The sequence below is a fragment of the Pseudomonas sp. NFX71 genome (assembly GCF_048079215.1).
GTDB classification, from domain to species: domain Bacteria; phylum Pseudomonadota; class Gammaproteobacteria; order Pseudomonadales; family Pseudomonadaceae; genus Aquipseudomonas; species Aquipseudomonas fluorescens_B.
Map to the genome: position 1 here is coordinate 2,188,856 of NZ_CP182230.1, position 13,669 is coordinate 2,202,524.

The window sequence follows — 13,669 nt, forward strand, 5'->3', positions numbered from 1 at the left end:
CCATCACAGTAATAAATTTCAAAAATGCCCGGTGGCTGACTATGGTGGGGACTGTCTTTGGATCGCCAACAAGAGAACAATCATGAGCCAGACACCGTTCAACATTCAGCGCGCCGCCGTCATCGGTGCGGGCACCATGGGCCGTGGCATTGTCATGTGCCTGGCCAACGCCGGGGTGCCGGTGCAATGGGTGGATAACAATCCGCAGATGCTTGAGCAAGCGCTGGCCAGCGTGGCCGAGACCTGCGCGCACAACGTGCGTCAGGGGCGGATCGATCAGGCCGAGGCGGACGCTCGTATTGCGCGGATCTCGGCGGCTGCCGATTACGCAGCGATCCGCGATGTCGATCTGGTGATTGAGGCGGTGTACGAAAACCTTGAGCTCAAGCAGAAAATTTTCCGTGAGCTCGATGGCCTGCTCAAACCCGAAGCCATTCTGGCGAGCAACACGTCAGCGCTGGATATCGACGCGATCGCTGCGGCCACTCGCCGTCCGCAACAAGTGCTGGGCCTGCACTTCTTCAGCCCGGCGCACATCATGAAACTGCTGGAAATCGTTCGTGGCGCACAGACTGCGCCGGCGGTACTGGATGCCGCGCTGGAGCTGGGCAAGCGCATGGGCAAGGTCAGCGTGGTGTCGGGCAACTGCGAGGGGTTCATCGGCAACCGCATGCTCAATACCTACGTGCTCGAAGCGCGCAAGATGCTGCTCGAGGGCGCTTATCCCTATCAGGTGGATGCGGCGTTGCAGGGCTTCGGTTTCGCCATGGGGCCGTTTCGCATGTTCGATGTGGTCGGCATCGACCTGCAATGGCGCGCTCGAGAACTGGCCGGTGTCGGGCAGGATGCGCCGCAGGTCCAGGTGGACAACCGCCTGTGCGAACTGGGGCGTTTCGGCCAGAAGAGTGGCAACGGTTATTACCACTACGAAGCCGGCAGTCGCCAGGCTGAGCACGATGTGGAAGTGGATGCGCTGGTGCTGCAAGTCAGCGAGGGATTAGGCTTCCAGCGTCGTGAAATCGGCCCTGAGGAGATTCTGGAGCGCTGCTTGCTGGCGCTGGTCAACGAGGGCGCGAAAATCCTTCAGGAAGGGGTTGCTGCAACGGCGCACGACATCGATCTGGTGTACCTCAACGGCTATGGGTTCCCGGCGGACAAGGGCGGGCCGATGGCCTGGGCGGATCAGCAAGGGTTGACGGACATTCATCAGCGGTTGTTGGCGCTGGAGACCCGGCAGGGTGATCACTGGCAGCCGGCGCGGTTGATTGGGGAGTTGGCGGCGGTGGGTAAGGGGTTTGCTGATTTGTAGTGTCTTTAATGACGCCATCGCGAGCAGGCTTGCGATGAGTACGACGCGGTTTCCGCCTTAAACTCGCCATCCAACTCCAGGAATCGAACCTGATGTCCAACCCGATGCCTCAACGCACCGACTACCCGCACTTCCAGCCCATCACCACTCGCTGGCACGACAACGATGCTTACGGTCACGTCAACAACGTCACCTACTACAGCTTTTTCGACACGGCGGTGAACACGTATCTGATCGAAGTCGGCGGCCTGGATATTCATGACGGCGAAGTCGTGGGTTTTGTCGTGAGTTCGGCGTGCGATTACTTTGCCTCCATCGCTTTTCCCGACCGGATCGAGATCGGTTTGCGGGTGGGCAAGCTGGGCAACAGCTCTGTGCAATACGAACTGGCGGTGTTCAAGGCGGGTGAAGACGACGCCTGTGCGGCGGGTCGCTTCGTGCATGTGTTCGTGGATCGGACAACGAATCAGCCGGTGGCGATTCCTGGCGGATTGCGCGGTGCGCTGGAGCGGTTGGTGGTTTGACCGGCAAAAAAAAATCGCAGCCCGAAGGCTGCGATTTCTTGATCTACCGGTAAACGAGGCGATTCAAGCCTCAGTCGCGATAGCGATGGTGATGCTTGCGGTGGCCATAGGCGTGACCGCGACCGGGATGACCATCACGGTAGTAGCGACGGTCGTCACCACGGCCGCGATAGGAGCGACGATCATCGTCCTCATCGCTCTTGTTGCCCATGTAGTTACCCAGCGCGCCACCAGCGCCGCCGCCTGCCGCGGAGCCGATCAGGCTGCCGGTGGTGCCGCCCATGCTGCGACCGACCACGTTACCGCCCGCTGCGCCCAACGCACCGCCAATGGCCGCTTCGCCACGGCTGCGTTTGTCTGCGCCGACTGCGCTACCACCCGCGCCGCCCAGGGCTGCGCCGATGGTGGAACCTGTGTTGCCGCCTAACGATTGACCGACGACCGAGCCCAAAACCCCACCCAATGCGCCGCCCACACCTGCTTCGGTGGTGCCTCCGGCAGAAGCTAAGCCACTGACCAGGCCAAGGGACAACAAGAGAATCGAGGAGAACTTCATAGAGGAACCTCAAGGGGATGACGGCGCGATCCTGAGGCTGAGGCAGGGTGCTTACAATCGAAATCCGACGAATGACACGACTTCAGCAGATATACCTAAGTTACTGTTTTTTGGGCGGAACTTAAGTGTTTTTCGCCGGTCTTTAGCTACTTCGGACAGGCCGTTTTTGTGAAAAAACGGCCTTTTTTGTGGGCGTTGGGAAAGTTGGCTTGCCGCTGAAAATCAGGCGCGTACATCGTGTTGTGGCGAGGGAGCTTGCTCCCGCTGGGCCGCGAAGCGGCCCCAAAAAAAGCAGCGGCTGCTGCGCAGCCGAGCGGGACGGTGCGGCGTTCCGACAAGCTTCCTCGCCACAGGGTGTGCGCGTTAAGCAGACTTCGCCAAAATCAACCCGGTCTCACTCGCCGCTTCCAACCGGATCGCCACAAACTTCGACGTCGGCGTATGGCTGCCATCCCCGATGCTCTCCAGAGGCACCAGCGGGTTCACTTCCGGGTAATACGCAGCCGCTTGCCCCGCAGGAATATCAAACGCCAGCAGCGTGAAGCCCTTCACCCGACGCTCTACGCCATCGTCCCAGATCGACACGATGTCGGCCTTCTGCCCAGGCTTGAAGCCCAGGCGAATAATGTCGGCTTCGTTGACGAACAACACGTCACGCTGACCTTTCACGCCGCGATAACGGTCATTCAAGCCATAGATCGTCGTGTTGTATTGATCGTGGGAACGCATTGACTGCAGGATCAGGTCCGGCAATACGCCCGTGGCGCGGGTGCGTTCGTGCACCAGGTCCTTGGGCAATACGTTCGGGCGGAAATTGGCCCGGCCTGATGCAGTGTTCCATTTGCGCGCACCGGCACTGTTGCCGAGGTAAAAACCACCAGGGTTCTTGATCCTCTCGTTGAAGTCCTTGAAATTGGGAATGGTGTCGGCAATCAAGTCGCGGATGCGGTTGTAGTCCGCTACCAGCCAATTCCAGTCCACGGGGTGGCTGCCCAGCGTGGCGGCCGCGATACCGGCAAGAATCGCCGGCTCCGAGCGCATCTGGTTCGACAGCGGCTCCAACTGGCCATTGGAGGCGTGGACCATGCTGAACGAGTCTTCGACGGTCACTGCTTGAGGGCCTTCGGTTTGCCGGTCGATGTCGGTCCGGCCCAGGCACGGCAGGATCAGCGCGTCTTTACCGTGGGCCAGGTGGCTGCGGTTGAGCTTGGTGCTGATCTGCACGGTCAGGTCACAATTGCTCAGCGCCTGGAAGGTCCGCGGACTGTCAGGGGTGGCTTGGGCGAAGTTGCCACCCAGGGCGATGAACACTTTTGCCCGACCTTCGGCCATGGCGTGAATCGCTTCAACCACGTTGTGGCCGTTTTCACGCGGCACCTTGAACTGGAAACGACGTTCCAGGGCGTCGAGGAACGCCACCGGCGGACGCTCGTTGATACCCATGGTCCGGTCGCCCTGCACATTACTGTGGCCACGCACCGGGCACAGGCCCGCGCCCGGCCGCCCGATGTTGCCGCGCAAGAGCATCAGGTTGGCGATTTCCTGGATGGTCGCCACCGAATGACGATGCTGGGTGATACCCATGGCCCAGCACATGATGACGTTCTTGCCTTTGGCGTACATGCGCGCGGCTTTTTCGATTTCGACTAGGGGCAGGCCAGATTGCTCGACGATCTGCTCCCACGAGGTGTCGTCGACGACGCCCAGGTAGTCCAGCACGTTGACGCTGTGTTCATTGAGGAAGTCGTGGTCGAACACGGCAGGCTCACCCGCCTTCTGCGCATCGCGCTCCCATTGCAGCAGGAACTTGGCCATACCGCGCATGATCGCCATGTCGCCGCCCAGTGCCGGACGGAAGTACGCGGTGTTGGTCGGCTTGTCGCCGTTGGTGAGCATTTCGAGCGGGTGTTGCGGGTGCTGGAAACGTTCCAGTCCCCGTTCTTTCAGCGGGTTGATACACACCACTTGAGCGCCACGTTTGACCGCTTCGCGCAACGGTTCGAGCATCCGTGGGTGGTTGGTGCCGGGGTTCTGGCCCCAGACGAAAATCGCATCGGCGTGCTCGAAGTCATCGAAGGTCACGGTGCCTTTTCCGACGCCAACGCTCTGCGACAACGCAACACCGCTGGCCTCGTGGCACATGTTCGAGCAGTCGGGGAAGTTGTTGGTGCCGTAGGCGCGCACGAACAATTGATAGAGGTACGCCGCTTCGTTGCTGGCACGTCCCGAGGTGTAGAACTCGGCCTGGTCCGGGCTCGACAAACCGCGCAGATGCTTGGCGATCAGGGCGAACGCATCGTCCCAGCTGATCGGTTGGTAGCGATCGGTTTCGGCGTTGTAGCTCAATGGCTCGGTCAGGCGGCCCTGATATTCAAGCCAGTAGTCGCTCTGCTCCAGCAGCTGGGTGACGCTGTGTTTGGCGAAGAACTTGCCGTCGACACGGCGTTTGGTCGCTTCCCAGTTCACCGCTTTGGCGCCGTTCTCGCAGAACGCCACCATGCCGGCTTCATTGGAATCGCCCCAGGCGCAACCGGGGCAGTCGAAGCCGCCGTTCTTGTTGGTCTTGAGCATCATGCGCAGGTTTTTCAGCGCGTTGTCGCTGGTCAACCAGGCCTGGGCAACGCTGATCAGCGCGCCCCAACCACCGGCTGGGCCTTTGTAGGGCTTGTAGCGGGGGACGGGTGTCTGGTCGGCTTGACGATGTTGACTCACGCTTGATTCTCCAACGCAGGGCTATATACCCGCGGCGCACTTTTCTGCGGCAGGTGGATGAGATTGAGGTTATGGCGGCGGGCCCATTGCACGGCCAGGCCCGTGGGCGAGGACAGGCTGACGAGGGTCTGGATGCCTGCGCGCAACACTTTCTGGATCAATTCGAGGCTGCAACGGCTGGTGACAATCGCCAGGCCGCCGGTGGTCGGGATTTTTTGCCGGATCAGCCCGCCGATCAGTTTGTCGAGGGCGTTGTGCCGGCCAATGTCTTCGCGACCCAGCAGCAATTCGCCTTCGGCGTTCATGAACACCGCCGCATGCACCGCGCCGCAATGCTGACCCAGAGGCTGAAACGCGCTGATGCGCTGGCGCAAGCCGTCAAGCCATTCGGCGGGTGGCAGGGGGGCGCCGGGCAACACCTTGAGGTCCGGCAAGGCCTGCTCTACCGCTTCCACGCCACACAGTCCGCAACCGCTGGTGCCGGCCAATTGCCGACGCTGCTGCTTGAGGTTCCAGAAGGCGCGGTTGGCGATGGTCACTTGCGCGTATTGCGCCGAACCCGAGCCGCTGAGTTGCAGGTCATAAATGTCGGAGGCGTCTTCGATGATGCCGCTGCCGAGGCTGAAACCGACAATGAAGTCTTCCAGATCCGTTGGCGTCACCAGCATCACCGCCTGGCTGATGCCGTTGAAGGCAATCGCCAGCGCGACTTCTTCGGCCAGCGCGGTGCTGGCCGATTCGGTGTATTGAAGATCGCTGTAACTGTAGGTTTGGCTGGCGGCGGGCGCGGGCGCTTCGAGGGCTGGCGCCGCGCAAACAGGGCGCTTGGCTTTCATCAGGCATCACCGACGGTTTAGTCAGGTTTAAGCCTATGCGCGTCAAAGTGTCGCGTCTAATCGCTATTACTGATCTGCCGATAGATGACGTCGATCAAGAGATGGTTGGCGATTTCTGATAGATCGCAAAACAGGCTTCCGCCAGCGCTGACCGCGGCGCGCTGCGACGCATGATCAGCCCCAGTTGGCCGAGGGTCTGCGCGTTTTCGATCGGTTGCAAACGCAGATGATCGGTCAGGTTTTCCAGCCCACCGTCCAGCGGCATCACGGCGCAACACAAACCACCGTGCACAGCTTGTAACAGTTGATGCACGGCATCGGTCTGCAACAGCGGCTGGGGGGTGAGGCCGCGGCTGTGGAAATTGTGATCGATGGACTGGCGGAAATGCATGCCGCTGGTGAGCATACCCAGCGGCAGTTCAATCAACGACTCCCAGCTCAGCGGTGCCTCGCCGAACGTGAAGAAGCGCTGATCGTAGAGCAGGCCCATGCGGGTTTCGCTGAAGGTCAGGGAGTCGAAGCGTTCGGCGTCCAGGCGTTCCAGGTACGACACACCGAGGTCCAGGCGATTGTTCGCCAGTTGTTCGAGGATCTGCTCGGAGCTCAGCGCAGAGAGTTCGAAACGCAGGTTCGGGTGTTCGGTGTGCAGGCGTTGTAGCAGGGGCAGCGGATCGAAACTCGACAAGGGCACCACGCCCAGACGCAGCGTACCGACCAGGTTGCCGCGACAGGCGGCGGCCTCGGCCTGCAAACCGTCACAGGCCGCCAGCACGGTGCGCGCCCAGGCCAGCACTCGCTCGCCAGGCGCGGTAAAGCCTTCGAAGCGTTGGCCGCGGTTGACCAATGGCAGCTCCAGCTCTTCTTCGAGGCTGCGCAGACGCATGGACAAGGTCGGCTGGGTGATGTGACAACGTGCGGCGGCCTGGCCGAAGTGACGGGTTTCGTCGAGGGCGATGAGGAATTTCAGTTGCTTGATGTCCATCTTCGCTCCAGGGCGCGGGAAGGTCGGGATTCTAGCGCCTGGGGGCAAGCGGCGTCATTGGTCGGGTGAGAACCGAGGGTTGCAACCTTGGTCTAGGCTTTTGCGTCTGGAACCCAAAACCCAAGGAGCGTGCACCATGAGTATTTTTAGCTTTGTGAAAGAAGCAGGCGAAAAACTTATCGATCTGCTGACACCCGGCAATGCCAATGCCAGCGAGCAGTTGAAGGAACACATCAGCAAGGTCGGCCTGGGTAACCCGAATGTGCAGGCGACAGTGGATGGCGACAAGGTCACGGTGACAGGTGAAGTCGGCAGTCAGGAAGAGAAGGAGAAGATTCTGTTGGCGGTGGGCAATATCGCCGGCGTCGGGAGCGTGGATGACCAGATTACGGTGACCGGGCCGGTGGTGAAGGCTGCGACCTTTGTCACGGTTGTGAAGGGCGACACCCTGAGTGCGATTTCCTTGCGCGTATATGGCGATGCCAACAAGTATCAAAAGATCTTCGAGGCCAACAAGCCGATGCTCAAGGATGTGAACAAGATTTATCCGGGGCAGTCGTTGCGGATTCCGGAGTAACACATAAACCTGTGGCGAGGGAGCTTGTCGGAACGCCGCACCGTCCCGCTCGGCTGCGCAGCAGCCGCAATTCTCTGAAGGAAACTTCAGCCAGATTGGGAGCGCTTTGCACTCCAGCGGGAGCAAGCTCCCTCGCCACAAGTCTCAAAGCCCGGCAATCAGCTCCCGATAATCGATCACCGCCACAAACTCCGCCGTGTCTTTCGGCCCTTTGCGGCTGTCCGGTTCCCGCACTGCCAACAAATGCGCAACACCGAAATCCCGCGCACTGCGCAGGATCGGCAACGTATCGTCGATAAACAGGCTGCGCGCCGGATCGAAGCCGATGTCCGCCTGCAAGGCCTCCCAAAACTGCGGATTCTCCTTGGGGAAGCCGTAATCGTGAGAGCTGATCAGCCGCTCGAAGTAGGGCGCCAGTTCAATTCGTTCCAGCTTCAGTGACAACGAGTCCCGGTGCGCATTGGTGATCATCACTACCCGTTTGCCCGCCTTCCTGATCGCCTCAAGAAATGTATCCGCATCGGGGCGCAAAGCGATCAGGTGCGCGGTTTCCAGTTTCAGTTCGCGCACCGGCAGCTTCAGCTCGGCGCTCCAGAAATCCAGGCAATACCACTGCAACTGACCGGCGTTGCGTTCGAACAGCGGCTGCAATTCCATCTCGGCCATGGCCCGGCTCACCCCGTGCAACTCGGCGTAACGCTGGGGCAAATGCTCCAGCCAGAAATGATTGTCGAAGTGCAGGTCCAGCAGCGTGCCGTCCATGTCCAGCAGAACGGTGTCGATGTCGTGCCACGGCAGCAGTGACATAAAAAACTTCTCCAACGGTAAAAAAGATATCCGAGGTCAACAATCAGGATAGGCCGGGTATAGTAACGCGTTCACGCCAAGGAGCTTTTCATGCGCCAGAAACCCACCGTCCTCGCCCGCGAGATTGTCGCCACCAGCCGTTTATTCTGCGTCGAAGAGCTGAAACTGCGCTTTTCCAATGGCGTGGAGCGTACTTATGAGCGACTGGTCGGCAAGGGCGCCGGGTATGGCGCGGTGATGATCGTGGCGATGATCGATGCAGACCACGCGGTGCTGGTCGAGGAATATTGCGGCGGCACCGATGAATACGAGATGTCTTTGCCCAAGGGCTTGATCGAACCGGGTGAAGACGTGTTGGCGGCGGCGGAGCGCGAGCTCAAGGAAGAAGCCGGTTATGGCGCACGACAGCTGGAGCATCTGACCGAGTTGTCCTTGTCGCCGGGTTACATGAGCCAGAAAATTCAGGTGGTCCTGGCCACCGACTTGTACGAAGAACGGCTAGAGGGTGACGAGCCCGAACCTATGGGCGTGGACAAGATCAATCTGCGTGAACTGTCCGGCCTGGCACAGAACCCGCGATTCACCGAGGGCCGTGCCTTGGCGGCGCTGTACCTGGCCCGCGATCTGCTGACTCAGCGCGGGGTATTCCTGCCATGAATTTTCCGCATCCCTTGATGGCGCCGGTGGTTGAACTGGCACTGAAGGCGGGCGACGCCATCCTGCCGTTTTGGCGTACCGGCACTGCGGTGATCGCCAAGGCTGACGATTCACCGGTCACCGCGGCCGACCTTGCCGCTCATCATCTGATTCTGGCCGGGCTGACCGCGCTGGACCCAAGCATTCCGGTGTTGTCCGAAGAGGACGCCAACATCCCGCAGAGCGTGCGTGCCGGCTGGCAGCGCTGGTGGCTGGTCGATCCGCTGGACGGGACCAAGGAGTTCATCTCGGGCAGCGAAGAGTTCACCGTCAACATCGCGCTGATCGATCAAGGTCGCGTGGTGTTTGGTGTGGTGTCGATGCCGACCAACGGGCGTTTCTATGTTGGCGGTGCGGGTCTTGGCGCGTGGCGTGGTGATCGAGAAGCCGAGCCATCGCCGATTCAGGTTCGCAATGCTCTGGCTCCTGGAGAGGCGTTCACGGTCGTTGCCAGTCGTCGGCATTCAAGCCCTGAACAAGAACGCTTGCTGGCCGGACTGAGCGACAGCCTCGGTGAGTTGCAACTGGCCAATATCGGCAGTTCGCTGAAATTTTGCCTGCTGGCGGAAGGCGCGGCCGATTGTTATCCGCGCCTGGCACCGACTTCGCAGTGGGATACGGCGGCGGCCCAAGGTGTGCTGGAAGGAGCCGGCGGTGAAGTGCTGGAGTTGAGCGGCGTGCCGTTCAGTTATCCGGCGCGGGAGTCTTTGCTGAACGAGTTTTTCCTGGCGCTGCCGGCGAAGGCTGCCTGGCGGGAAAAACTGCTGGAACTCGCCCGTTCCTGATCTGCGCACACGCCTTGTGGCGAGGGAGCTTGTCGGAACGCCGCACCGTCCCGCTCGGCTGCGCAGCAGCCGCAATTCAGGCACCGGGATTTAAATGATATCGCGCGGTGGCTGGCCTTGGGGCCGCTCCGCGACCCGGCGGGAGCAAGCTCCCTCGCCACAGGTGTTGTGTCGTTATCGGTGAAGGACGTACTGCCCGGTGAACGTTACTGCATCGTCATCGCTATCGGCATTCACAATCCGTGAGTGCAACGTCAACCGCGCCCGCCCATAGCGTCCATACATCGCCAAGAACTTCTTCCATACCGCCGCACTCGGCGCCTGGCAAATCGCCGTCGCGTCCATGGTCACCGGCAGCGGATAGCTGATCTGCCCTTCCTGGATCACGATGTGCCCGTCCTCAATCCCTTCCTCGCGCAGACGCAAGTGCAGCCAGCCCCAGCCCGCCAGCACCGCGCCGCAATACAGGCTGCCGCCGAACATGGTGCTCTTGTGATTGACGTTGGCTTCCAGCGGCAAGTACAGGCGCAATTGCTGGTCATGCCAGTCGAGCACTTTGACGCCCATGGCCTGCGTCAGGGGAATGTCGCGGTGCAGGACTGATTCCAGATGACGACTGTCGCGGTTCATGAATAGGCCTTTTGCTTGAGGAGTAAGGATTGCCGGTCGCTCAATCGAGTTCGTCGGTCGGGTGATGGTCGGCAAAGTTCAGCCCGTGCTTGCGCAGTTTGTCGTGCAAGGTCTTGCGTGGAATGCCGAGGGCTTCGGCGAGGCTGCGGACCGAGCTGTGAGAGCGCGCCAGTTCGGCGGCAATCAGCGATTTCTCGAAGTTTTCCACCTGTTCGCTCAATCCGCCGCTGAACGCTTCAACCGTTGTGCTCGCTCCAGCCTCCGGCGCGCTGTTGTCCAGTGCCAGTTCCAGGCCCAGGGCGAAGCGTTCGGCGGCGTTCTGCAATTCCCGCACGTTACCCGGCCAGGTGTGACGCAGCAGCAGCGCCCGTTGCCCCGGTTGCAGTTCATGGGGCGGCAAGCCATGGCGAGCGCTGGCTTCATCGGCAAAATGCTGGAACAGCATCAGCGCGTCTTCACCGCGTTCGCGCAGCGGCGGAATCCGCAGCGGTGCGACGTTGAGACGGTAATACAAGTCGGCGCGGAAGCGTCCCTGATCGGCGGACTGGCGCAGGTCTTCCTTGGTCGCGGCGATGATGCGGATGTCCAGCGGGATCAGCTGATTGCCCCCCAGACGCTCGACCACCCGCTCTTGCAGCAAGCGCAGCAGCTTCACCTGCACGTCCAGGCTCATGCTTTCGATTTCATCGAGGAAGACCGTGCCGCCGCTGGCGAATTCGAACTTGCCGATACGGCGCTTCTGCGCCCCGGTAAACGCGCCCGGTTCATGACCGAACAACTCGCTTTCCACCACTGATTCGGCGAGGGCCCCGGCATTAATGGCCACGAACGGGCCGTTACGCCGGTTCGACAAATCGTGCAGGGCCCTGGCCACGACTTCTTTGCCGGCACCGGTTTCGCCGAGGATCAGCACGTCGGCCTTGGTCGCGGCCAGTGCACCGATCTGTTCGCGCAAACGCAGCATCGGCGCCGATTGCCCGACCAGTCTTGCGCTCAGTTCATTGCGGTCGCTCAGGGCCAGACGCAGACTGCGGTTGTCCAGCACCAGCCGGCGCAAGGCCAATGCACGGCGCACGCTGTCGAGCAGGGCGTCGCTGGCGAAGGGTTTTTCCAGAAAGTCATAAGCTCCGGTGCGCATCGCTTGCACGGCCAGCGGCACGTCGCCGTGACCGGTGATCAGCAGCACGGGCAGCTCCGGGTCTTGCGCGTGCAGTTCGGTCAGTAGCTCAAGACCGTCCATGCCCGGCATGCGAATGTCGCTGACCACTACTCCCGGCCAGTCACGTTCCAGTTGCCCGGCCACGCCCTTGGCTTCGGCGAGCGGCAGGATTTTCAGGCCCGCCAGGTCCAGCGTCTGGCTCAAGGCTTGGCGCAGATGCGGATCGTCGTCGATCAACACGACCTGGATGCGGTTGTCGATGGTCATGCACTTCGGTCCTCGGACGGTTGCAGGCTCACGCCCGGTGCGCCTGCGCGCAGTTTCAGGGTAATCAAGGCACCGCCTTCCTTGTGGTTGGCGAACGACAGTTCACCCCCGAAGGCGCGCATCAGGGTCTCGCAAATCGCCAGCCCCAGGCCCAGGCCCTGCGTGCGGGTCTTGGTGGTGTAGAAAGGCTCGCTGGCGCGGCCGAGGGCTTCCATGCAAAAGCCAGGGCCGTTGTCGCGAATGTACAGAATGACGCCATCGGCGGTGGATTGGGCACTCAACCAGAGTTTACGCGGCGGGCCTTTTTCCGTCAGCGCGTCCAGCGCGTTGGCCAGCAGGTTGCCGAGCACCTGACGCAAACGGGTTTCCCCGGCTTCGACCCACAGCGTGGCGGCCGGCAAATCTCGGATCAACTCGACCTCCATGCTCCGCCGGCGCTTGGCCAACAGCGCCAGCGCGTCATCCAGCGCCGGTTGCAGCGCAACGCTTTCCGGGGCGTGGCGATCACGCCGGGCAAAGGCACGCAGGTGCGCGATGATCGAGGCCATGCGCCCGGTCAGTTCGCTAATCAGCTTGAGGTTGCCGCGCGCATCGTCGGTGCGCTCGTGATCAAGCAGCACTTCGGCGTTTTCCGCGTAGCTGCGAATCGCCGCCAGCGGTTGATTGAGTTCGTGGCTGATGCTCGCCGACATGGTCCCGAGCGCCGACAGCTTGCCCGCCTGCACCAGATCATCCTGGGCGCGCACCAATTCCTGCTGGGCATTTTCACGCTCCAGCACTTCCTGTTTCAGCCGACGGTTGAGGCCTTCGAGGTCGCTGGTGCGTTCGGCGACGCGGCCCTCCAGTTCCCGACGGGCCTTGGCTTCGAAGGCGATTCGATCGAGGTAGTGGCGGCGGCGTTGCATCATCAGGCCGAGCAGCAGCATCAACACCAGCAGCGTCGCGCCGCCAATGGCGACCACCGTGCGCACCGGGCGGTCGATCAGGGTGCGCGGCGCAAGGATGCTGACGCTCCAGCCGGTTTCATCGATCTGCCGGGTCTGGGTCAGCCACGCGTCCGGATCAAGGTTCAACGGCTTGGGTTCTCGGGTCGGGTAGGGCTGAATCGCGGTGATCGCCTCGCGCTCCGCGTCGCTCAACGGACGGGTCGCGCGAAAACGCCATTCCGGCCGCGAAGTGAGAATGACCACGCCGTTGTGGTCAGTCACCAGCAGTTGTTCCGGGGTTTTGCCCCAGAGGCTTTCGGTGTGGTCCAGGTCAACCTTGACCACCAGCACGCCGATGATTTTTTCGCGATCCCGGACCGCGGCTGCGAAGAAGTAGCCGCGTTTGGCCGACGTGGTGCCCAGGCCGAAGAAGCGCCCCAGACGCCCGGCCATGGCTTCACTGAAATACGGCCGAAAGGCGAAATTGCGCCCGACGAAACTGTCGTGTTTGTCCCAGTTGGAGGCGGCGAGCGTCTTGCCCGTGGTGTCCATCAGGTACATGACTTCGGCGCCGGTCTGGGCGCTGATGTTTTTCAGCAGCCGGTTGGCGTTGCCTTGGATGACGCCATCATCCGGTGCAGACAGGTCAGCACGCAGGGCCGGCAGGTCGCCAAGAATCTGCGGTAGCACTTCATAGCGATGCAGTGTGCCCAGCAGGTTGGCGACGTACAGGTCGAGGGTCTGACGGTTCTGCCCGGCCAGTTCGCTGCGGTAATAACGCTCGGCCAGATGCTCCAGCGGCCACAGCAATGGCGCGAGGCACAGCGCAAGCAGAGCCAGGCTGCGCCAGCGGGGTCGGCGTGGAAGGGTCGAGTTCATGAGCATCAGGCGCCTGTGGGTACA

13 protein-coding genes are annotated in these 13,669 nt (G+C 61.5%); 5 read left to right on the forward strand and 8 right to left on the reverse strand.

Features of this window, described 5'->3' with window-relative positions:
• Positions 1–82 precede the first annotated feature (82 nt).
• Positions 83–1,309, forward strand: a complete 1,227-nt coding sequence (locus ACM1ZW_RS10135; RefSeq protein WP_414883309.1) for a 3-hydroxyacyl-CoA dehydrogenase NAD-binding domain-containing protein — start codon at positions 83–85, stop codon at positions 1,307–1,309.
• Between the two features lie 92 nt (positions 1,310–1,401).
• Positions 1,402–1,833: an acyl-CoA thioesterase gene (locus ACM1ZW_RS10140; protein WP_416740478.1), complete on the forward strand. Its 432-nt coding sequence runs from the start codon at positions 1,402–1,404 to the stop codon at positions 1,831–1,833.
• 70 nt (positions 1,834–1,903) lie between these two features.
• On the opposite strand, the gene ACM1ZW_RS10145 is transcribed toward ACM1ZW_RS10140, so the two are convergent.
• The 4 genes from ACM1ZW_RS10145 to ACM1ZW_RS10160 all read right to left on the reverse strand — a co-directional run bounded on the left by ACM1ZW_RS10145 (position 1,904) and on the right by ACM1ZW_RS10160 (position 6,919).
• The gene (locus ACM1ZW_RS10145) at positions 1,904–2,389 is read right to left on the reverse strand and encodes a glycine zipper domain-containing protein (RefSeq protein ID WP_017335928.1); all 486 of its coding nucleotides are present in this window, start codon (positions 2,387–2,389) and stop codon (positions 1,904–1,906) included.
• A 363-nt stretch (positions 2,390–2,752) separates the two neighbouring features.
• Positions 2,753–5,101 (reverse strand): FdhF/YdeP family oxidoreductase, encoded by a 2,349-nt coding sequence (locus ACM1ZW_RS10150; protein ID WP_416740479.1) that lies wholly within the window; start codon positions 5,099–5,101, stop codon positions 2,753–2,755.
• On the reverse strand, positions 5,098–5,937 hold the full coding sequence (gene fdhD, locus ACM1ZW_RS10155) for a formate dehydrogenase accessory sulfurtransferase FdhD (protein WP_017335930.1): 840 nt from the start codon (positions 5,935–5,937) through the stop codon (positions 5,098–5,100). The genes ACM1ZW_RS10150 and fdhD overlap by 4 nt, the downstream gene beginning before the upstream one ends.
• A gap of 94 nt (positions 5,938–6,031) precedes the next feature.
• The gene (locus tag ACM1ZW_RS10160; RefSeq protein WP_017335931.1) at positions 6,032–6,919 is read right to left on the reverse strand and encodes a LysR family transcriptional regulator; all 888 of its coding nucleotides are present in this window, start codon (positions 6,917–6,919) and stop codon (positions 6,032–6,034) included.
• 136 nt (positions 6,920–7,055) lie between these two features.
• Here ACM1ZW_RS10160 and lysM point away from each other — a divergent pair, with 136 nt between their 5' ends.
• Positions 7,056–7,496: a peptidoglycan-binding protein LysM gene (gene lysM / locus ACM1ZW_RS10165; protein WP_017335932.1), complete on the forward strand. Its 441-nt coding sequence runs from the start codon at positions 7,056–7,058 to the stop codon at positions 7,494–7,496.
• A 144-nt stretch (positions 7,497–7,640) separates the two neighbouring features.
• Here lysM and yrfG read toward each other — a convergent pair whose 3' ends face one another.
• Positions 7,641–8,303, reverse strand: coding sequence for a GMP/IMP nucleotidase (yrfG, locus tag ACM1ZW_RS10170; protein WP_416740480.1), 663 nt, complete (start codon positions 8,301–8,303; stop codon positions 7,641–7,643).
• A gap of 90 nt (positions 8,304–8,393) precedes the next feature.
• Here yrfG and nudE point away from each other — a divergent pair, with 90 nt between their 5' ends.
• Together nudE and cysQ are read left to right on the forward strand one after the other, a co-directional pair.
• On the forward strand, positions 8,394–8,960 hold the full coding sequence (gene nudE / locus ACM1ZW_RS10175; protein ID WP_416740481.1) for an ADP compounds hydrolase NudE: 567 nt from the start codon (positions 8,394–8,396) through the stop codon (positions 8,958–8,960).
• Positions 8,957–9,784: a 3'(2'),5'-bisphosphate nucleotidase CysQ gene (gene cysQ, locus ACM1ZW_RS10180; protein ID WP_416740482.1), complete on the forward strand. Its 828-nt coding sequence runs from the start codon at positions 8,957–8,959 to the stop codon at positions 9,782–9,784. Before nudE ends, cysQ begins: the two co-directional genes overlap by 4 nt.
• A 174-nt stretch (positions 9,785–9,958) precedes the next feature.
• Here the strand turns inward: cysQ and ACM1ZW_RS10185 are convergent, their stop codons facing one another.
• From ACM1ZW_RS10185 to ACM1ZW_RS10195, 3 genes are read right to left on the reverse strand one after another with little or no spacing between them, the layout of a single operon-like run.
• Positions 9,959–10,414 carry a thioesterase domain-containing protein gene (locus ACM1ZW_RS10185; protein WP_017335936.1) on the reverse strand — a complete coding sequence of 152 codons (456 nt, stop codon included), beginning with the start codon at positions 10,412–10,414 and terminating at the stop codon, positions 9,959–9,961.
• 40 nt (positions 10,415–10,454) lie between these two features.
• Positions 10,455–11,840: a sigma-54-dependent transcriptional regulator gene (locus tag ACM1ZW_RS10190; RefSeq protein WP_017335937.1), complete on the reverse strand. Its 1,386-nt coding sequence runs from the start codon at positions 11,838–11,840 to the stop codon at positions 10,455–10,457.
• Positions 11,837–13,645: a sensor histidine kinase gene (locus tag ACM1ZW_RS10195; protein WP_031318232.1), complete on the reverse strand. Its 1,809-nt coding sequence runs from the start codon at positions 13,643–13,645 to the stop codon at positions 11,837–11,839. The genes ACM1ZW_RS10190 and ACM1ZW_RS10195 overlap by 4 nt, the downstream gene beginning before the upstream one ends.
• Positions 13,646–13,669: the final 24 nt, after the last annotated feature.

Bases quoted from the DNA above. Each gene is read 5' to 3' on its own strand.
- ACM1ZW_RS10135 (WP_414883309.1), top strand. From the start codon at position 83: ATGAGCCAGACACCGTTCAACATTCAGCGCGCCGCCGTCATCGGTGCG.
- ACM1ZW_RS10140 (WP_416740478.1), top strand. From the start codon at position 1,402: ATGTCCAACCCGATGCCTCAACGCACCGACTACCCGCACTTCCAGCCC.
- ACM1ZW_RS10145 (WP_017335928.1), bottom strand. From the start codon at position 2,389: ATGAAGTTCTCCTCGATTCTCTTGTTGTCCCTTGGCCTGGTCAGTGGC.
- fdhD (WP_017335930.1), bottom strand. From the start codon at position 5,937: ATGAAAGCCAAGCGCCCTGTTTGCGCGGCGCCAGCCCTCGAAGCGCCC.
- ACM1ZW_RS10160 (WP_017335931.1), bottom strand. From the start codon at position 6,919: ATGGACATCAAGCAACTGAAATTCCTCATCGCCCTCGACGAAACCCGT.
- lysM (WP_017335932.1), top strand. From the start codon at position 7,056: ATGAGTATTTTTAGCTTTGTGAAAGAAGCAGGCGAAAAACTTATCGAT.
- yrfG (WP_416740480.1), bottom strand. From the start codon at position 8,303: ATGTCACTGCTGCCGTGGCACGACATCGACACCGTTCTGCTGGACATG.
- nudE (WP_416740481.1), top strand. From the start codon at position 8,394: ATGCGCCAGAAACCCACCGTCCTCGCCCGCGAGATTGTCGCCACCAGC.
- cysQ (WP_416740482.1), top strand. From the start codon at position 8,957: ATGAATTTTCCGCATCCCTTGATGGCGCCGGTGGTTGAACTGGCACTG.
- ACM1ZW_RS10185 (WP_017335936.1), bottom strand. From the start codon at position 10,414: ATGAACCGCGACAGTCGTCATCTGGAATCAGTCCTGCACCGCGACATT.
- ACM1ZW_RS10190 (WP_017335937.1), bottom strand. From the start codon at position 11,840: ATGACCATCGACAACCGCATCCAGGTCGTGTTGATCGACGACGATCCG.
- ACM1ZW_RS10195 (WP_031318232.1), bottom strand. From the start codon at position 13,645: ATGAACTCGACCCTTCCACGCCGACCCCGCTGGCGCAGCCTGGCTCTG.